Annotated in this window: 19 protein-coding genes and 1 other annotated feature; of the genes, 9 read left to right on the top strand and 10 right to left on the bottom strand. The window is 59.6% G+C overall.

Annotated elements, in window-relative coordinates; all coding sequences use genetic code 11:
* Positions 1–152: 152 nt before the first annotated feature.
* The 7 genes from cheW to CYR52_RS11285 form a co-directional block, all read right to left on the bottom strand.
* Complete coding sequence (gene cheW, locus CYR52_RS11315) at positions 153–650, bottom strand: chemotaxis protein CheW (RefSeq protein WP_072928461.1); 498 nt, start codon at positions 648–650, stop codon at positions 153–155.
* A gap of 45 nt (positions 651–695) precedes the next feature.
* On the bottom strand, positions 696–2,711 hold the full coding sequence (gene cheA / locus CYR52_RS11310) for a chemotaxis protein CheA (protein WP_101828590.1): 2,016 nt from the start codon (positions 2,709–2,711) through the stop codon (positions 696–698).
* Positions 2,712–2,715: 4 nt separating this feature from the next.
* Positions 2,716–3,846 carry a flagellar motor protein MotB gene (gene motB, locus CYR52_RS11305; protein ID WP_101828589.1) on the bottom strand — a complete coding sequence of 377 codons (1,131 nt, stop codon included), beginning with the start codon at positions 3,844–3,846 and terminating at the stop codon, positions 2,716–2,718.
* Positions 3,843–4,730 (bottom strand): flagellar motor stator protein MotA, encoded by an 888-nt coding sequence (gene motA, locus CYR52_RS11300; RefSeq protein WP_072928458.1) that lies wholly within the window; start codon positions 4,728–4,730, stop codon positions 3,843–3,845. Before motA ends, motB begins: the two co-directional genes overlap by 4 nt.
* A gap of 156 nt (positions 4,731–4,886) precedes the next feature.
* A complete protein-coding gene (flhC, locus tag CYR52_RS11295) occupies positions 4,887–5,468 on the bottom strand; it encodes a flagellar transcriptional regulator FlhC (protein WP_072928457.1) in 582 nt (193 codons plus the stop codon).
* Positions 5,468–5,827, bottom strand: a complete 360-nt coding sequence (gene flhD, locus CYR52_RS11290; protein WP_175558148.1) for a flagellar transcriptional regulator FlhD — start codon at positions 5,825–5,827, stop codon at positions 5,468–5,470. The genes flhC and flhD overlap by 1 nt, the downstream gene beginning before the upstream one ends.
* Before the next feature lie 1,201 nt (positions 5,828–7,028).
* Positions 7,029–7,853: an SDR family oxidoreductase gene (locus tag CYR52_RS11285; protein ID WP_072928596.1), complete on the bottom strand. Its 825-nt coding sequence runs from the start codon at positions 7,851–7,853 to the stop codon at positions 7,029–7,031.
* A 277-nt stretch (positions 7,854–8,130) separates the two neighbouring features.
* Here CYR52_RS11285 and hisL point away from each other — a divergent pair, with 277 nt between their 5' ends.
* The 9 genes from hisL (at position 8,131) to hisIE (ending at position 15,420) form a co-directional block, all read left to right on the top strand.
* On the top strand, positions 8,131–8,178 hold the full coding sequence (gene hisL, locus CYR52_RS11280) for a his operon leader peptide (protein WP_002231208.1): 48 nt from the start codon (positions 8,131–8,133) through the stop codon (positions 8,176–8,178).
* Positions 8,154–8,279, top strand: a sequence feature (His leader region). (Overlaps the previous gene by 25 nt.)
* Positions 8,280–8,338: 59 nt before the next feature.
* Entirely contained in the window at positions 8,339–9,238 is a 900-nt protein-coding gene (gene hisG, locus CYR52_RS11275) for an ATP phosphoribosyltransferase (protein WP_072928455.1), read from the top strand.
* A 2-nt stretch (positions 9,239–9,240) separates the two neighbouring features.
* Positions 9,241–10,551, top strand: a complete 1,311-nt coding sequence (gene hisD / locus CYR52_RS11270; protein WP_101828588.1) for a histidinol dehydrogenase — start codon at positions 9,241–9,243, stop codon at positions 10,549–10,551.
* The gene (gene hisC / locus CYR52_RS11265; protein WP_101828587.1) at positions 10,548–11,660 is read left to right on the top strand and encodes a histidinol-phosphate transaminase; all 1,113 of its coding nucleotides are present in this window, start codon (positions 10,548–10,550) and stop codon (positions 11,658–11,660) included. Before hisD ends, hisC begins: the two co-directional genes overlap by 4 nt.
* Positions 11,657–12,724: a bifunctional histidinol-phosphatase/imidazoleglycerol-phosphate dehydratase HisB gene (gene hisB, locus CYR52_RS11260; protein WP_101828586.1), complete on the top strand. Its 1,068-nt coding sequence runs from the start codon at positions 11,657–11,659 to the stop codon at positions 12,722–12,724. Before hisC ends, hisB begins: the two co-directional genes overlap by 4 nt.
* Positions 12,724–13,314: an imidazole glycerol phosphate synthase subunit HisH gene (gene hisH / locus CYR52_RS11255; RefSeq protein ID WP_101828585.1), complete on the top strand. Its 591-nt coding sequence runs from the start codon at positions 12,724–12,726 to the stop codon at positions 13,312–13,314. Before hisB ends, hisH begins: the two co-directional genes overlap by 1 nt.
* A gap of 5 nt (positions 13,315–13,319) precedes the next feature.
* Positions 13,320–14,057, top strand: a complete 738-nt coding sequence (hisA, locus tag CYR52_RS11250) for a 1-(5-phosphoribosyl)-5-[(5-phosphoribosylamino)methylideneamino]imidazole-4-carboxamide isomerase (RefSeq protein ID WP_072928450.1) — start codon at positions 13,320–13,322, stop codon at positions 14,055–14,057.
* The gene (gene hisF, locus CYR52_RS11245) at positions 14,039–14,815 is read left to right on the top strand and encodes an imidazole glycerol phosphate synthase subunit HisF (RefSeq protein ID WP_072928449.1); all 777 of its coding nucleotides are present in this window, start codon (positions 14,039–14,041) and stop codon (positions 14,813–14,815) included. The genes hisA and hisF overlap by 19 nt, the downstream gene beginning before the upstream one ends.
* A complete protein-coding gene (gene hisIE / locus CYR52_RS11240; protein ID WP_072928448.1) occupies positions 14,809–15,420 on the top strand; it encodes a bifunctional phosphoribosyl-AMP cyclohydrolase/phosphoribosyl-ATP diphosphatase HisIE in 612 nt (203 codons plus the stop codon). Before hisF ends, hisIE begins: the two co-directional genes overlap by 7 nt.
* Positions 15,421–15,503: 83 nt before the next feature.
* Here the strand turns inward: hisIE and gndA are convergent, their stop codons facing one another.
* The 3 genes from gndA to CYR52_RS11225 form a co-directional block, all read right to left on the bottom strand.
* Positions 15,504–16,910 carry an NADP-dependent phosphogluconate dehydrogenase gene (gene gndA, locus CYR52_RS11235; RefSeq protein WP_072928447.1) on the bottom strand — a complete coding sequence of 469 codons (1,407 nt, stop codon included), beginning with the start codon at positions 16,908–16,910 and terminating at the stop codon, positions 15,504–15,506.
* Positions 16,911–17,222: 312 nt separating this feature from the next.
* On the bottom strand, positions 17,223–18,035 hold the full coding sequence (locus CYR52_RS11230) for a glycosyltransferase family 2 protein (protein WP_072928595.1): 813 nt from the start codon (positions 18,033–18,035) through the stop codon (positions 17,223–17,225).
* 14 nt (positions 18,036–18,049) lie between these two features.
* Positions 18,050–18,988: a glycosyltransferase family 2 protein gene (locus tag CYR52_RS11225; protein ID WP_101828584.1), complete on the bottom strand. Its 939-nt coding sequence runs from the start codon at positions 18,986–18,988 to the stop codon at positions 18,050–18,052.
* Positions 18,989–19,066 lie beyond the last annotated feature (78 nt).

The raw sequence follows: 19,066 nt of genomic DNA, 5'->3' as shown, positions 1-19,066 counted from the left end.
TATTAATAATTTTAATGGTGATTGCTTTGAGAAAAAAACAGGAAGAAATAAGAATCAGGGGGAATAACGCACAGGATAATAGAGGATGCGGCGGATAAGACAATATTGTCAGAGAAAAAAACCCCTTTTCCCGTGGGAAAAGGGGTTTTTCATCAGGCTTTGGCGACCACTTCCATCAGGGCCATCTCTTCGCTGCTGAGCAGCTTTTCGATGTCCACCAGGATCAGCATCCGCTCGCCGAGGGAGCCGAGGCCGGTGAGGTATTCCGTTGCCAGCGTCACCGCAAATTCCGGTGCCGGGCGGATCTGCTCCGTGGTGAGTGACAGCACGTCAGAGACGCCGTCCACCACGATGCCTACCACACGCTGCTCAAAATTGAGCACGATCACCACGGTGTTGTCATTGTACTCGACGCCCTGCTGGGCAAATTTCACCCGCAGATCGATGATCGGCACAATTACGCCGCGCAGGTTGGTGACGCCTTTAATAAAGGAGGGGGTGTTGGCGATGCGCGTTACCTGATCGTAACCGCGGATCTCCTGCACCTTGAGGATATCAATCCCGTACTCCTCGTCACCCAGCGTAAAGATCAGGAACTCCTGTCCTACCGTTTCGCCCGCCAGTTTTGTCACAGTTGCCAGTCCTGCCATGTTAGTTACCCTACTCGTTATGCGGCTCTAGATAATGGGGCGGCCTCAGGCGGCCACACCCGATACCCGTTTTTCACGGTTCAGCGCCTGAAGCGCGGAGACATCAACGATCAGCGCCACGCTGCCGTCGCCCAGAATGGTGGCGGCGGAGATGCCCGGCACCTTGCGGTAGTTGCTTTCCAGGTTTTTCACCACCACCTGATGCTGGCCGATCAGCTGATCAACCAACAGGGCGTAGCGGCGACCGGCGCTTTGCAGGATCACCACAATGCCCTGCGTGGCCTCGGTGCGGGCCTCTGCCACGTCAAATACCCGGAACAGCTCCACCAGCGGCAGGTATTCGCCGCGCACCTGCAACACGCGCTCGCCCCCGGCCAGCGGGTGCAGATCTTCTGCCAGCGGTTGCAGGGACTCCATCACCGCGTTGAGCGGCAGAATGAAGACTTCCTGCCCGACCTTCACGGACATGCCGTCCAGGATCGCCAGCGTCAGCGGCAGCAGAATGCGGATGGTGGTGCCTTTACCCTGCTGGGAGTGGATCTCCACATGGCCGCCCATCTCCTGGATGTTCCGTTTCACCACGTCCATCCCGACCCCACGGCCGGACACGTCGGTGACCTGTTCTGCGGTGGAGAAGCCTGGGGCGAAAATCAGCATCCCGACCTCTTCATCCGTCATGCTCTCGCTGACCGGCAGCCCCGAGGAGGCCGCTTTCGCCAGGATACGCTCACGGTTTAGCCCGGCACCGTCATCGATAACCTCGATGCAGATATTGCCGCCCTGGTGCTCTGCGGAGAGGATCAGGTTGCCGACCGGGTTTTTGCCGTTGGCCTCGCGGGTCGCGGCGTTTTCGATGCCGTGGTCGAGGCTGTTGCGCACCAGGTGGGTGAGCGGATCGATAATGCGTTCAATCAGGCTCTTGTCCAGCTCCGTGGAGCTGCCCTGCAAGGTGAGCTCCACCTGCTTGTTCAGTTTGCTGGCGAGATCGCGCACCAGGCGCGGGAAGCGGCTGAACACATATTCCATCGGCATCATACGGATAGACATCACCGATTCCTGCAGATCGCGGGCGTTGCGCTGCAACTGCCCCATGCTGTTCAGCAGGTCGCCGTGGTTGACCGGGTCCAGGGTGCCGGAGCGCTGCGCCAGCATCGACTGGGTAATCACCAGCTCACCGACCAGGTTAATCAGCTGGTCCACCTTCTCCACGGCCACGCGGATGCTGGTAGATTCTGCGGCTTTGGCCGCTTTCGGCGCTTTCGGCGCCTCGGCTTTGGCTGCCGCCGGCACTACCGGGGCGGGGGCCGGCGCTGCCGGGGCCTCGGCGGCCGGGGTGCTCACGGCGGTTGCCGGGGCCGCAGTGGCGTCTGCCTGGCTGATGCTGATCTGTTCCGGTTCCAGCACGAAGCAGAGCACTGCGCTGATGTCATCCGCGCCCACGGACGTCACCAGGGTGACGTCCAGCGTGCTGTCGGTCTGTTGCGGCTGGGTCACCTCGCCGAGGTTGCCCAGCTCCTCGAGCATCAGCGGGATCTCCTGCGGCTTCAGCCCGCTCAGGCGGATCTGCAAACCGCCGCCGGCGGCAGGGGTTGCGGCCGGGGTAGCCGGTGTTGCGGCGGGTGCGGCGGCAGCCGGTGCCGCGGCAGGGGCGGCCGCAGCCTCCCCGCCCTGTGCTTCCAGCGCCAGCTGGCGCAGGGCGGCGCAGATATAGGTAAAGCTCTCTGCGTCCGGTTCCTGGGAGGATTTATAGGCGTCCAGCTGCTCCTGCATAATATCTTTGGTTTCCAAAAACAGGTTGATGATCTCGGTGCTGAGCTGCATTTCACTGCGGCGCGCGCCGTCCAGCAGGTTTTCCAGCAGGTGGGTTGTCTCCTGCAAGATTGAAAAACCAAAGGTTGCTGCCCCGCCCTTTATCGAGTGCGCCGCGCGGAAAATCGCGTTGAGCTGTTCGATGTCCGGGCTGTGCGGGTCAAGCAGCAGCAGGTGCTGCTCCATATCCGCCAGCAATTCATCCGCTTCGTCGAAAAACGTCTGATAAAAATCACTGATATCCATGCTCACGGTGTCACCTCTGCTGTGAGTCGCGGCTGCCCGGTGCAGCCTGGCTGTCCGGTGCGGCCGGCAGCGCGGCGGTAGGCCGCGCTGCCTGAGTGGCCGCCGGCACAGGGGCCGCTACCGGGGTCGGTTGTTGAGTCGGTTGTTGAGCCGGTGCGGCATCGGCGGGCGTCGCCGGCGCCGCTGCCGCAGACGGTTGGCCCGTTGCCGGGTCAGCCGGCGCGGACGGTGCCGCCGCGCCGCCCTGACCGGCCGGAACCAGGGTTTTCAGCACGTCGGGCTGGCTGATGGCCACCGCCGCGCTTTCGCTGTTTTCACGCTCGATGTGCGCCTGCGCCTCTTTATTCAGCACCAGGATGCTGATACGGCGGTTGATGGCGTCATCGGCCTGGTGATCCTTAAGCTGCATGGTGGAGCCCAGCCCCATCACCCGCAGCACTTTGCCCTCGGTGAGGCCGCCATACACCAGCTCACGGCGGCTGGCGTTGGCGCGGTCTGCCGAGAGTTCCCAGTTGCTGTAGCCGCGCTCCCCGGTGACGTACGGCAGGTCATCGGTGTGCCCGGCCAGGCTGATTTTGTTCGGGAAGTGATCCAGAATCGGCGCAATGGCGCGCAGGATGTCACGCATGTACGGCTCCACCTGCGCGCTGCCGGTGCGGAACATCGGCCGGTTCTGGCTGTCGATGATCTGGATACGCAGCCCCTCTTCCGTCAGCGTGATCAGCAGGTGCGGGCGCAGGGCGCGCAGGCGCGGATCGGACTCCAGCAACTGGTCGAGGTCCTCATGCAGTTTCTCGAGTTTCGCGTTCTCGGCGATCTGCTCGGCGTGGTTCGGCGTCGATTTATGCACTTCGCCCTCCTGGCGCGTCGGGTCATCACCGCCGCCGGGGATCGGGCTTTCGCTGTCGCTGCTGCGCTGGCCGCCGGTAATGGCGACCTTCAGCGGCGTGCGGAAATATTCGGCGATCTGCGTCAGCTCTTTCGGGCTGGCGATGGAGATCAGCCACATCACCAGGAAGAACGCCATCATCGCCGTCATAAAGTCAGCGTATGCGATCTTCCATGATCCCCCGTGGTGGCCGCCGCCATGCTTGGCTTTCTTCTTTTTAACCACGATCACCGGGTGATTTTGCTGTTTCATGCCTTCTCTTCCGCTGTCTGACCAGCCGGGGATTTGGTTTTGCGCACGTGTTCTTCCAGCTCAACGAAGGACGGGCGCTCGCTGGTGTAAAGGGTCTTACGGCCGAACTCCACCGCAATCTGCGGCGCATAACCGTTAATGCTCGACAGCAACGTCACTTTGATGCACTGCATCATTTTGACGTTTTCGGCACATTTCTGGCGCAGCACTGAGGCCAGCGGCGAGATGAAACCGTACGCCAGCAGGATGCCGAGGAAAGTCCCGACCATCGCGTGGGCAATCAGCTCACCCAGCTCCGCCGCCGGGCGATCCGCCGAGGCCAGTGCGTGTACCACGCCCATCACCGCCGCCACGATGCCGAACGCCGGCAGCGAGTCACCGATCATCGACAGGCTGCCTGCCGGCACTTCGCTCTCGTGTTCGAAGGTTTCGATCTCTTCGTCCATCAGCGCTTCGATTTCATGGGAGTTCATGTTGCCGCTCACCATCAGGCGCAGATAGTCGGTGATGTATTCCATCAGCACTTTATCGGCCAGAATGCGCGGATAATTAGAGAAAATTTCGCTGTCCGGTGGGGAGTCGATATCGCGCTCCAGTGACAACATGCCTTGCTGGCGCGATTTGGCCAGCAGGCGGTAAAGCAGGCCCATCACATCCATGTAGACTGCTTTGTTGTATTTCGAGCCGCGCATCAGCTTCGGCAGCGCGCGCATGGTGGCCTTGATCGACTTGCCGTTGTTGCCCACGAAGAAGGCGCCCACGGCCGCGCCGCCGATGATGACCAGCTCAGAGGGTTGATAGAGCGCGCCGAGTTCACCACCGACCATCATGTAGCCGCCCAGGACGGCGCCTAATACCAGGATGTAACCTATGATAACTAACACGATGATTCCTTAATAAAGTGGTTGGAAAGGCGGGGTGTTGCGCACAGCGGGAGAGGCCGGGCGTACGCCACGGACACGGAACATCGGGGGGGTGGTGCTTGCTGAACCGGGCCGGCCTGTTGCCGGCCCCAATTCAGTAGGTTGCCGTTATTCCGCTCAAACTGCGCGCTTGACCTGTTCGTCCAGCGTTTGAGGAGTTATATCGGCCATTTGCGGCGAAAGTTTACGTCTTTTTACTGCGCGGGACGGCGGCTGGCACAGGCTGCACACAAAGGTGTTGGCCGGATGGTGCGCATGGGTGATAAACGCGCCGCTGCAACAGGTGCAACCGGACATCTGCAACATGCCGCTGTCCACAAAACGCACCAGCGTCCAGGCGCGGGTCAGCGCCAGCACCGGGGCTTCACCCGCCTGTTGCGGGCACTGCTCCAGGTAGAGGCGGTAGGCTTTGATCACCGCTTCCACGCCGTTGCAACGCCCTTTCTGCGTCAGGAACAGGTAGATGTTATAGAACATCGACGAGTGGATATTCTGTTCCCAGGTCATGAACCAGTCGGTCGAAAACGGCAGCATCCCTTTCGGCGGCGGGCTGCCGCGCAACTCTTTATAGAGTTTGATCAGGCGGCCGCGGCTGAGCTGGGTTTCACTCTCCAGCATCTGCAGGCGCGCACCGAGGGTGATCAGCTCCATCGCCAGGTGGATATCTTTGGCTTCCTGAACAATGCTTTTCTCGCTCATCACATTGCCCTTTTCTTTTGCGCTGCGGCGGCGGAATCCGCCTGTGCCTGGTTTTTCAGCATATTGCTGGAGAGCAGGATACCGGTATGGATCTGCTGGAGGTCGTCCACGCGTGAGGCCTGGGTCAGGCGCTCAATCGATTTGTGGTCGTCAAAACGGAACTGACAAAGCAGTTGGTTGGTTTCCGCCAGCTTGACCATCTGCGGCAGGGTTAGCTGCGCCAATGCATCTGCCATGGCCTCATCAATTCCCAGCCGGAACATGGCTGCATCTTTTTCGTCATTGATTAAACGCTGTGCTAAAAGCAGATACGACAAGTTAATGTCATAAATATGTTTGAGTAATTCGGACATACTCAGTAACCCCGCCTGGCTGATTATGTTTCTTAACATAAACAGCTAAAAAGTATATTTCACGCCTCAGGTAAATTCCCAAGACTGACCCTGGTAATTGCGCCGTAACCGGCCAAATTCGTGTTCCTGGTATACAGAAAAAAACGCTTGACAGCGTCAAAACCGATGGTTTGGTCAAAGAAATCTAACGTTTTTAAGAGACATTTTCGTACTGAAACTGTTTCGCCTTTGAAACGCTTTTACACACTTTCTTAGGATTATTCCTAATTGGCGCAACTCTACTCTTGATGGCGGTAGCTGCACAACGGAGGCGGGTAAGAATTTTCGAAAAAGTGTGATGTAAGTCACAAAAATAAAATAAATATTAGCCCGAAAAGCGTAAAAGTTTCGTTTAGGTCATAAAAATGCAGTTTAAAAATCATGCCAATGTAAAAATCTGGCTAAAAACACCCACTTTAAAGGCAAATATCTGCCCTTTTTGAGATCATTTCGAACTTGTGAATAAGAAAGCGGAATCAGCAGCGTTTCATGCTGGTATTAGCGCAAATTCATAGCATCGCGTGCTGATTTAACGAAATTGGCAGGAAGCTGAATCGAATCAATCGCCTAGGATTTAACCTGATAATTTAGGTTAAGGCGTGGGGATAAACAGGTTGTTTTTTGTACAAATGTACGGGGAAGGTTAAGAACAACTTTTGGTTGGCGGCAACAAGACAGGAAACGTAAAAAAATGTGTCTGGGACGATAAGATGCCTCCCGGCCGGAGGGCAGGACAGGCAAAAAGAGTTTAATAGATGCGAATGGATATTATTTAATACGTGGCATACCTTTTATCGGCATTAATTAAAAAAGCTTTAGCGTTAAATGAGAAAAAAAATAAAAAAGGGCGGATTCCTCTTTCTATTTCTTCATATTTACACTTTCTTAACAGTCCCGACATTTTTACGTCATCTTTTATTGTGTGACTGCCCTCACCTTTATTGGGTGGGGTCTGCCCTCACCCGCCCTGTGCTGAGGGGCTGTACAGGGGCTGTTGCTGATAAACACGGCGGCGGTTGCCGGTAAGCAGGCCAGGAACGACGCGAGGACACGGCGGGCCGGGCGCACACCCGCGGCTCACAAGGGGACGGGGATGGACATAAGCAGAAAGGCGACAGGGGAAATGTCAGGGCAACCCGCGGACTGCCCTGTTTGTCGGTGGGGGTGATCAGCTGACCGGCATCCGGTCTGGGTCAGGGAACTGATAGGTAAAACCGAGATCGCGGCAGATGCGGCTGCCGTCTACAATCTTTCCGGCACTGCCGTCGTCGGCATCGAACTGCGGCGGTGTCAGCCCCAGCCGTTTTGCAGCACTGCGGTAAAACACCTGCTTCTGCGGGTGCTGCGGCGCGCAGAGGTTATAGGTGCGGTTGCCGTCCGGCCGGCGGAGCAGCAACTGGATCGCAGCGATCACGTCATCCTGATGCACCAGGTTTACGCCATGCGAACCGTTTTTAATGCCGCTCTTCCCGGCCAGGAAACGCCCTGGGTGGCGGTCCTGCCCCACCAGCCCGCCGAGGCGCAGAATATCCACCGCAATATTGGGCAACCGGTGCAGCCAGACTTCCAGCTCCGCCAGCGCGCGGCCGCTGTGAGTCACCGGGTCGAGCGGGCTCTCTTCATCCACTTCCCGCGGCTGGTCACCATACACTGCGGTGGAACTGGTCACGATAATCCGTTTCACCTGATGCGCCAGCGCGCTGTCCACCAGCAACTGTACGGCTTGCAGGTAGAGGCGGCTGCCCTCCGGCGTGCGGCGTGCCGGCAGGGTGATCACCAGCGCGTCCACCTCCAGCAGCTGCGCCAGATCCTCTGCATCCCCCGCCATTTCCGGTGTAATCTCCAGCGGGTAACAGTCGATCCCGGCCATGCGCGCCGCATCCACCCCGTCCGGTGTGGTTTTGCTGCCGACGACCTGCATCCCCTGGGCGGTCAGTGCCAGCGCCAGCGGCATCCCCAGCCAGCCTAAGCCGACAATTGCGACCTTGTTTATCGCCACATTTTCCATCTTTCTTCTCCTGCGGTGGCCTGTTTCTCATTGCCACGCTACGCCGCCCGGCCCCTGCCGACAATAGGACTGGCCTGAGAGCGGCGCATAGCAATACCTTCCGCCTATTCTATTCCCCTCAGTGATGAATAAGCGGCCGGAATGAAAATAAATCATCCAGCTAAAAAAAGGTTGCGTGACGCCGTGATGATGGTTTAGGTTAATCAACAGTTAAATCTGAATCGGCCTGTGCGCCGGTTAACCCAAACAGACGAGAAAAATTATGAATCGCGTTCAGTTCAACCACCATCATCACCATCACCCTGACTAGTCTTTCAGGCGATGTGTGCTGGAAGACGTTTAACGAATCTTCCAGTGGCGGCAGAACGCGACAGAAAAGCCCCCGGAAGATTCTTCCGGGGGCTTTTTTTTTAACCCCTTCATCAGAAAGAATTTTTTTACATCACTATTACGGGTAAGAGGGCGTCACCATGTTGGATAAAACACGTTTACGGATAGCCATGCAGAAATCGGGTCGCCTGAGCGAGGAGTCACAGGAGCTGCTGGCGCGCTGCGGGATCAAAATCAACCTGCAACAACAGCGCCTGATTGCGTTCGCAGAGAATATGCCGATCGACATCCTGCGCGTGCGGGATGATGACATCCCCGGCCTGGTCATGGATGGCGTGGTGGATCTCGGCATCATCGGCGAGAACGTGCTGGAAGAGGAGCTGCTCAGCCGCCGCGCCCAGGGCGAAGACCCGCGCTACACCACCCTGCGCCGCCTGGACTTCGGTGGGTGCCGTTTGTCACTGGCTGCCGCGCTGGATTTCGATTACACCGGCCCGCGCAGTTTGCAGAATGCCCGCATTGCCACCTCTTACCCGCACATTCTTAAGCAATACTTAGACAAACAGGGTGTGGCGTTCAAAGCCTGCCTGCTGAACGGCTCGGTGGAAGTGGCCCCGCGTGCCGGCCTGGCGGATGCGATTTGCGATCTGGTTTCCACCGGCGCCACGCTTGAGGCCAACGGCCTGCGTGAAGTCGAGGTGATTTACCGCTCCAAAGCCTGTTTGATCCAGCGCGACGGCGAAATGCCGCAGGAGAAACAGCTGCTGATTGACCGGCTGATGACCCGTATCCACGGCGTGATCCAGGCGCGTGAATCCAAATACATCATGATGCACGCGCCGAGCGAGCGGCTGGAAGAGGTGATCGCCCTGCTGCCGGGGGCGGAGCGCCCGACCATCCTGCCGCTGGCCGGTGACCAGAACCGCGTGGCGATGCACATGGTCAGCAGTGAAACCCTGTTCTGGGAAACCATGGAGAAGCTGAAAGCCCTGGGTGCCAGTTCGATTCTGGTGCTGCCGATTGAGAAGATGATGGAGTAACCATGCGCGCATTCGATCAGATTATTGACTGGCAACAGTGCAGCGCCGCCGAACAGCAGGCGTTGCTGACCCGCCCGGCGGTGTCCGCCTCGGCGCGGATCACCGAGGCCGTCCAGACGATCTTAAGCCGGGTCAGGCAGGAAGGCGATGCCGCGCTGCGCGACTTCAGCGCCCAGTTCGACAAAGTGTCGATTGACGCGATCCGCGTCAGCGACGACGAGATCACGGCCGCCGCCGCCCGCCTGGGTGATGACGTGAAACAGGCGATGGCCGTGGCCGTGCGTAATATCGAAACCTTCCACAACGCGCAGAAACTGCCGGTGGTGGATGTGGAAACCCAGCCGGGCGTGCGCTGCCAGCAAGTGACCCGCCCGATTGACGCCGTGGGCCTCTATATTCCCGGCGGCTCCGCGCCCCTGCCCTCCACGGTGCTGATGCTCGGCACGCCGTCACGTATTGCCGGTTGCCGCCGCGTGGTGCTCTGCTCCCCGCCGCCGATTGCCGATGAGATCCTTTACGCGGCCCAGCTGTGCGGGATTCAGGAAGTGTTCCAGATCGGCGGCGCGCAGGCGATTGCCGCGATGGCGTTCGGCACCGGCAGCGTGCCGAAAGTGAATAAAATCTTCGGGCCGGGCAATGCCTATGTGACCGAAGCGAAACGCCAGGTAAGCCAGCAACTCGACGGCGCGGCCATCGACATGCCGGCCGGGCCGTCTGAAGTGCTGGTGATTGCCGACAACGGCGCGACCCCGGCGTTTGTCGCCTCGGATTTGCTGTCACAGGCGGAGCACGGCCCCGATTCCCAGGTGGTGCTGCTGACGCCGGATCGCGCCCTGGCAGAGGCGGTGGCCAAGGCGGTAGAAGAGCAGCTCGCGACGCTCTCCCGCAGTAAGATCGCCCGCCAGGCGCTGGCCGAAAGCCGCTTGATTGTGGCGCGTGATCTGGCGCAGTGCGTGGAAATCAGCAACCGTTACGGGCCGGAGCACCTGATCCTGCAAACCCGCGACCCGGATGCGCTGGTTGACAGCATCACCAGCGCCGGGTCGGTGTTCCTCGGCGACTGGTCGCCGGAGTCCGCGGGCGATTACGCCTCCGGCACCAACCACGTGCTGCCGACCTACGGCTACACCGCGACCCACTCCAGCCTCGGGCTGGCGGATTTCCAGAAACGGATGACGGTGCAGAAACTGACCCCGCAGGGGCTGCTGCAACTCGCGCCAACCATTGAAACACTGGCCCAGGCGGAGCAGCTGACCGCCCACAAAAACGCCGTGACCCTGCGCGTGGCCGCCCTCCGGGAGAAACAACAATGACCGATCGTGACGACATCAGCGCGCTGGCCCGCGCCAATGTGCGGGAACTGACGCCTTACCAGTCCGCCCGCCGCCTCGGCGGCAACGGTGATGTCTGGCTGAATGCCAATGAATACCCACAAGCGCCGCATTTTGAGCTGACCGCCCAGACGTTTAACCGCTACCCGGAGTGCCAGCCGAAACAGGTGATCACCCGTTACGCGGCCTATGCCGGGCTGCGGCCGGAACAGGTGCTGGTGAGCCGCGGGGCAGATGAGGGCATTGAGCTGCTGATCCGCGCCTTCTGCGAGCCGGGCCGGGATGCCGTGCTCTACTGCCCGCCGACGTACGGCATGTATGGCGTCAGCGCTGAAACCTTTGGCGTTGAGCGCCGCACCGTGCCCGCCAGACGCGACTGGCAGCTTGACCTGCCGGCGATTGCGCAGAGCCTCGACGGCGTCAAACTGGTCTATATCTGTAGCCCGAATAACCCGACCGGCAACCTGATTGACCCGGCCACGCTCCGCGAAGTGCTGGAGATGACGCGCGGCCGGGCGATCGTCGCCATCGACGAAGCCTATATTGAGTTCTGCCCACAGGCCAGCGTGACCGGCTGGCTGGCCGAGTACCCGCACCTGGCCGTGCTGCGCACGCTCTCCAAAGCCTTTGCGCTGGCCGGGCTGCGTTGCGGCTTCACGCTGGCGAATGAGGCGTTGATTACGCTGTTGCTAAAAGTGATCGCCCCCTACCCGCTCTCCACCCCGGTGGCGGACATCGCCGCGCAGGCGCTGAGCGGGCAAGGCATCGCGGCAATGCGCGCCCACGTGGCCGGCATACTGGAGAGCCGCGCCTGGCTGGTGCAGGCACTGCAACAGTGCGACGGCGTAGAACAGGTGTTTGCCAGCGAGAGCAACTATGTGCTGGCCCGCTTCACCGATTCCGCCACGGTATTTAAATCCTTATGGGATCAGGGCATTATCCTGCGTGACCAGAACAAACAGCCGGGACTGGCCGGATGCCTGCGCATCACGGTCGGCACCCCGGACGAGTGCCGCCGGGTGATTGACGCCCTGCGCGCGCTGCCGGCCGCGGCCGCCCCCCTTAACAGCCCCAGCAAGGAGCCGATGTGAGCGAGAAGTTTTTGTTTATTGACCGTGACGGTACGATGATTGCCGAGCCGCCGGAGGATTTCCAGGTTGACCGGCTGGATAAGCTGGCGCTGGAGCCGGATGTGATCCCGGCGCTGCTGGCGCTTCAGGCGGCAGGCTACCGGCTGGTGATGATCACCAACCAGGATGGCCTCGGCACCGACAGCTTCCCGCAGGAAGATTTTGATCCGCCGCATAACCTGATGATGCAGATCCTGACCTCACAGGGCATCCATTTCGATGAGACGCTGATCTGCCCGCACCTGCCGTCAGACCACTGCGCCTGCCGCAAGCCGCGCACCGCGCTGGTGGCCGCCTATCTGGAGAGCGGCGTGATGAACACCGCCAACAGTTATGTGATCGGCGATCGCGAGACGGACATGGTGCTGGCGCAGAACATGGGCATCGTCGGGTTGCGCTACCAGCGCGACGCGCTGAACTGGAAAGCGATTGAGCAACAGCTGACCCAGCGCGACCGCCACGCCCAGGTCAAACGCGTGACGCGTGAAACCGCCATCGAGGTGGATGTCTGGCTGGACCGTGAAGGCGACAGCAAGATCAAAACCGGCGTCGGCTTCTTTGACCATATGCTTGACCAGATCGCCACCCACGGCGGTTTCCGCATGAATATTGACGTCAACGGCGATCTCTACATCGACGATCACCACACGGTGGAAGACACCGCGCTGGCGCTCGGCGAGGCGCTGAACAAAGCCCTGGGTGACAAGCGCGGCATCGGCCGTTTCGGCTTCGTCCTGCCGATGGACGAGTGCAAAGCCAGCTGTGCGCTGGACATCTCCGGCCGCCCGCACCTGGAATTCAAGGCAGAGTTCAGCTACCAACGCGTGGGCGACCTCAGCACCGAGATGGTGGAGCACTTCTTCCGCTCGCTCTCGTATGCAATGGCCTGCACCCTGCACCTGAAAACCAAAGGCAAGAATGATCACCACCGTGTGGAGAGCCTGTTCAAAGCCTTTGGCCGTACCCTGCGCCAGGCAATCAAGGTGGACGGCAACACCCTGCCGAGCTCAAAAGGAGTGCTGTGATGAACGTGGTGATTCTGGATACCGGTTGCGCCAACCTCTCTTCGGTGAATTACGCCATCCAGCGGCTGGGCTACCAGCCTGTGGTGAGCCGTGATGCCGACGTGGTGCTGCGCGCAGACAAGCTGTTCCTGCCCGGCGTAGGCACCGCGCAGGCAGCGATGGATCAGCTCGAACAGCGTGACCTGATCGACCTGATCAAAGCCTGCACCCAGCCGGTGCTCGGCATCTGCCTGGGTATGCAGCTGCTGGCCTCCTCCAGTGAGGAGAACGGCGGCGTGCCGACGCTGGGCATTATTGATACGCCGGTCATCAAAATGGAAGATCGCGGCCTGCCGCTGCCGCACATGGGCTGGAACCAGGTGACGGCCAACGCTGACAGCCACCTGTTCCGCGGCATTGCTGATGATGCCTACTTCTATTTTGTCCACGGATACGCCATGCCCGTATGCACCGATACCATCGCTCAGGCCAATTACGGCGAACCCTTCACCGCCGCCGTCGCCAAAGACAACTTCTTCGGCGTGCAGTTTCACCCCGAGCGCTCCGGTGCCGCGGGCGCGCAACTGCTGAAAAACTTTCTGGAGATGTGAGCAGCATGATTATTCCCGCATTGGATCTGATCGACGGCAGCGTCGTCCGGCTGCATCAGGGCGACTATGGCCAGCAGCGCGACTACGGCAACACCCCGCTGCCGCGTTTGCAGGATTATCAGCAACAAGGGGCGCAGGTGCTGCACCTGGTGGATCTTACCGGCGCGAAAGACCCTGCCGCGCGCCAGATCCCGCTGCTGCGCAGCCTGCTGGCCGGGGTCAGCGTGCCGGTACAGGTCGGCGGCGGTATCCGCACTGAGCAGGATGTTGAGGCGCTGCTGGCCGCCGGCGCAGCCCGCGTGGTGGTGGGCTCCACCGCCGTGAAAGAACAAAAAACCGTGCAGGGCTGGTTTGAGCGCTTCGGCGCTGACGCGCTGGTGCTGGCACTGGATGTGCGCATTGATGCGGCCGGCACCAAACAGGTGGCCGTGAGCGGCTGGCAGGAGAACTCCGACGCCACGCTGGAACAGCTGGTGGAGGCGTACCTGCCGTTTGGCCTGAAACATGTGCTCTGTACCGATATTTCGCGTGACGGCACGCTGGCCGGCTCCAACGTGGCCCTTTACCGCGACGTCAGCCGCCGTTACCCGCAGGTGGCGTTTCAGGCTTCCGGCGGCATCGGCAACCTGGACGACATCGCAGCCCTGCGCGACAGCGGCGTACAGGGTGTGATTGTGGGGCGTGCCCTGCTGGAAGGTAAATTCAACGTGAAAGAGGCGATCGCATGCTGGCAAAACGGATAATTCCCTGTCTCGATGTAAAAGACGGCCAGGTGGTCAAGGGCGTGCAGTTCCGCAACCATGAGATCATCGGTGACATCGTGCCGCTGGCGCAGCGCTACGCACAGGAAGGCGCGGACGAGCTGGTGTTTTATGACATCACCGCCTCGTCAGACGGCCGGGTAGTGGATAAAAGCTGGGTGGCGCGGGTGGCGGAAGTGATCGACATCCCGTTCTGCGTGGCGGGCGGCATCAAAACCGCCGACGACGCGGCGCAGATCCTGTCGTTCGGCGCGGATAAGATTTCGATCAACTCCCCGGCCCTGGCGGACCCGTCGCTGATCACCCGGCTGGCCGACCGCTTCGGTGTGCAGTGCATTGTGATCGGCATCGATACCTGGTTTGACGCCGACACCGGCCTCTACCACGTCAACCAGTACACCGGTGACGAGAGCCGTACCAAAGTCACCACCTGGCAGACGCTGGACTGGGTCAAGGAGGTGCAGGCACGCGGCGCAGGCGAGATTGTACTGAACATGATGAACCAGGACGGCGTGCGCAACGGCTATGATCTGACCCAGCTGAAGCTGGTGCGGGACGCCTGCCATGTGCCGCTGATCGCCTCCGGCGGCGCCGGGACGATGGAACACTTCCTGGCCGCCTTCAAGGTCGCCGGGGTAGACGGCGCGCTGGCGGCCTCGGTGTTCCATAAACAAATTATCAATATCGGCGAGCTGAAAACCTACCTGGCTGAGAACGGCGTGGAGATCCGACTGTGTTAACTGAACAGCAAAAGGCCCAGCTTGACTGGGCAAAAACCGACAACCTGATGCCGGCCATCATCCAGCACGCCGTGTCCGGCGAGGTGCTGATGCTGGGTTACATGTCCCCGGCGGCGCTGGAAGCCACGGAGCTGAGCGGCAACGTGACCTTTTTCTCCCGCACCAAACAGCGGCTGTGGACCAAAGGCGAAAGCTCCGGCCATTTCCTGAAAGTCGTCAGCATCACTGCGGATTGTGACCACGACACCCTGCTGGTGCTGGCCAACCCAATCGGCCCGACCTGCCACCTCGGCACCTCCAGCTGTTTCAGCCCGGCCGCCAGCGACTGGGGCTTCCTCTACCAGCTTGAGCAGCTGCTGGCTGAGCGCAAAACCGCCGACCCGGCCAGCTCCTACACCGCCAGCCTATATGCCAGCGGCACCAAACGCATCGCCCAGAAAGTCGGGGAAGAAGGCGTGGAGACGGCCCTGGCTGCCACGGTGCATGACCGCAACGAGCTGACCAATGAGGCGTCTGATCTGGTCTATCACCTGCTGGTGCTGTTGCAGGATCAGGATCTCTCCCTGAGCGACGTGATCGCCAACCTGCGCCAGCGCCATCAGTAACCGCTGACGTTGCGCCATAAAAAAAGCCGCCGGGCTGATACCCGGCGGCTTTTTTCTGGATGGCGGTGACGCCGGGGCGGAGATTAGTCCAGCCACTCGGTGTGGAACACGCCGTCTTTGTCGATGCGCTTGTAGGTGTGCGCGCCGAAGTAGTCACGCTGTGCCTGGATCAGGTTCGCCGGCAGTACCGCAGAACGGTAGCTGTCGTAGTAGCTGATGGCCGCAGAGAAGGTCGGGGTCGGGATGCCGTTCTGCACCGCGTAAGCCACAACGTCACGCAGCGCCTGCTGGTATTCGTCAGCGATGTTTTTGAAGTACGGTGCCAGCAGCAGGTTCGCGATAGCAGCGTTTTCTGCGTAGGCATCGGTGATCTTCTGCAGGAACTGGGCGCGGATGATGCAGCCGGCGCGGAAGATCTTGGCGATTTCGCCGTAGTTCAGATCCCAGTTGTTCTCGTCAGACGCGGCTTTGAGCTGAGAGAAGCCCTGCGCGTAAGAGACGATTTTGCCGAGGTAGAGCGCACGGCGCACTTTCTCGATGAACTCAGCTTTGTCACCTTCAACGGTTTTCACCGCCGGGCCGCTCAGCACTTTAGAGGCCGCAACGCGCTGCTCTTTCAGTGAGGAGAGGTAGCGTGCGAACACGGATTCGGTGATCAGGGTCAGCGGCTCGCCCAGATCCAGGGAGCTTTGGCTGGTCCATTTCCCGGTGCCTTTGTTGGCGGCTTCGTCCAGGATCACATCCACCAGGTAGTTACCCTCTTCATCTTTCTTGGTGAAGATATCTTTGGTGATGTCGATCAGGTAGCTGCTCAGTTCGCCTTCGTTCCACTCGCTGAAGGTTTTCGCCAGCTCGTCGTTGCTCAGGTTCAGGGCATTTTTCAGCAGGGAGTAAGCTTCAGCAATCAGCTGCATGTCGCCGTACTCGATGCCGTTGTGCACCATTTTCACATAGTGGCCGGCGCCGTCAGCACCGATGTAAGCCACGCAGGCCTCGCCTTCAGCACGGGCAGCGATCTGCTCGAGGATCGGGGCAACCAGTTCGTACGCTTCTTTCTGACCGCCAGGCATGATGGACGGGCCTTTCAGCGCGCCCTCTTCACCGCCGGAAACGCCGGTGCCGATGAAGTTGAAGCCTTGCTCAGAGAGTTCGCGGTTACGGCGGATGGTGTCTTTATAGAAGGTGTTGCCGCCATCGATCAGGATGTCACCCTTATCCAGGTGCGGGGTCAGGGAGGCGATGGTTTTGTCGGTTGCTTCGCCGGCCTTCACCATCAGCAGGATGCGACGCGGTTTTTCCAGCGACTCAACAAACTCTTCAACCGTGTAGTGAGGCACCAGGTTTTTGCCTGGGTTCTCCGCGATGACTTCATCGGTCTTATCGCCTGAACGGTTAAAAATGGAAACGGAATAACCACGGCTTTCGATGTTAAGCGCGAGGTTACGGCCCATGACCGCCATACCGACAACGCCGATCTGTTGTTTGGACATTAGCAACTCCTGTCTGAAATATACGATAACCCGATTACTGCATAACCCTCTGTTATCAGGGGATTTAATGCGCCGGATCTCACAGATGAACACCCGCATTGTACATGAGAAAAGGCGCCCGTGTACCTATCACAGCCATTACATTCTTCTTACAACGCCTGGCTGCCGGCACACGCCCTTCCCTGCCGCCTTACGGGTCTGCCGGATTACTTTACCGGTAACATTGAAAAAATACAGGGCAAAATGCGCGGGCAGACGCTTAATTTTAGTGAACAATGCGCAGATGCCCTGTTAAATCCCCGCCGGCTGCGGTTATTTGGCGTTCGGCAATTCTGCCAGGCAGCGCTGATTAAGACTTTTACGCTGCCGGTCACTGAACCAACCCCACTTATTGAAATAGCGGATAGCGGAGGTGATATGGAACAGCAAGAACCGGACATCCCGGTAAGAACGGCGCTGGGACTCATGGATCACCAGCGCATCCGGGCAGTAACGCACCACGTGCTGCGCCTGGCAAACCCGGCGTGAGAGATCCACATCTTCCAGATAAAGGAAAAAGCGGGTATCGAACCCACCGACATCTGACAACGCACGCCGGCTCAGCAGCATAAAGCAGCCGGAGAGCGACGGCGCAAAAAACGGCCGGCTGTAATCGGCGTTACGCAGCTCGTATTCCGTATTGATATTGCTGGAAAAACGCGAGATAAACCGGCGGATCAGCAATTGGTAGGGCGAGGGCAGCAATTTGCAGCCATGTTGCAGGCTGCCGTCCGGGTAAACCACTTTCGGGATCGACAACCCGGTCTGGTGGCGTACGCTGAAGGCGTAAAGTTTGTCCACTTCGCCCTGTGCAAAGGCGATATCCGGGTTACAGATCAGAATAAATTCTGCCTGTTGGCGATAACGCGTAATCACGGCATTATGGCCCGCCCCAAAACCCCGGTTGATGGGCAGCGTGATGACGTCCAGCTTCTCATGGGTCAGGGTAGAGAGCCAGCCGCAGTGGGCACCGTTATCCACGATGACCACCTTAGCGATGCTCTCCTCATTGAACAGCGAGGTCAGCGTTTCTTGAACATCCTGATACAGGTGCTTATACAGCACCAGAGAAGCAATTATTTTCACCAAAGACACCAAAATTAAAGTCTGTTGAGCAGCACATACGTGAGCGTAGTCAGCATACCTGCCGGTTGCTGATGGTAAAGGCCGGAGGCCGCAAATAACCGCAGGCGCGCCAGCAAGCCACTGTGGCGGATCTGCCTGAACGCCGCCAGCCGCCGGGCGTTGTCAGGGGTAAGATCATCGGCCACGCGCATCAGCACCTGGTAGTTGCGGTCATTCCAGCCGGCTGCCCTTCCCTTATGCGCGGCAATAAAGTTACGCAGACGCCGGAGGGGTGACATTCCATTGCCAATCTGGTTATTGCTGTGCTGGCGGTAGAGCACGGTGGGGGCCGGGTCGAACCGGATAGCGCCGCCGCAGCCGCTGACAATCTGGTAGAGCGACCAGTCATGCACCACCATCGGCGTCCCTTGTGCCTTTTGCAACAGCCGCCGGGCCTGGTGATTAAAGACCATGGTATTGCCGCTGGCAATGTTCTGGAGCAGCGCATTGCCGAACCCCGGCGCTTTACGGTAGTCCGGCGACAGCCCCGTGGGCGTGCCTTCACTGTCCGTAAGCCGGGTCCGGGAGCAATACAGCGCCGGCACCGCCGGGTCGACCGTCTCCAGCCAGGCCACTGCCCGGCTCAGCTTGTCATCCAGCCAGACATCATCCTGATCAGAAAAAGCATAATACTCCGCCTCAATCGCCGGATGACACACCATCGACATGAAATTGTCACAAAAACCCCGCCGCGGGCCGGACAACAACTGCCCGTTCACGCCCGGCTGCCGGAGAAACTGCTCAATTATTGCCGGGGTGGCATCCGTTGACCCATCATCTGATGCCCACAGCGCCCAGTGCGGGTACGTCTGCGCCCGGAAAGAGTCCAGCTGATCAGCCAGATGCCCGGCACCGTTATAGGTACCGAGCAGAATGGCGACCCGCCCTGTTATTTCTGCGTTATTTTTCTTCATGACAACCCGCATTACACCCACATCTTATATAGCCTGAATAAGAACAAAGGGAGGTAAAAAACCTCCCTTTTTTAACCC

It is taken from the genome of Chimaeribacter arupi (genome assembly GCF_002858805.1).
GTDB classification, from domain to species: domain Bacteria; phylum Pseudomonadota; class Gammaproteobacteria; order Enterobacterales; family Enterobacteriaceae; genus Chimaeribacter; species Chimaeribacter arupi.
The sequence above is the reverse complement of the archived record's forward strand: the minus strand, read 5'-3'. Positions and strand labels throughout refer to the sequence as shown.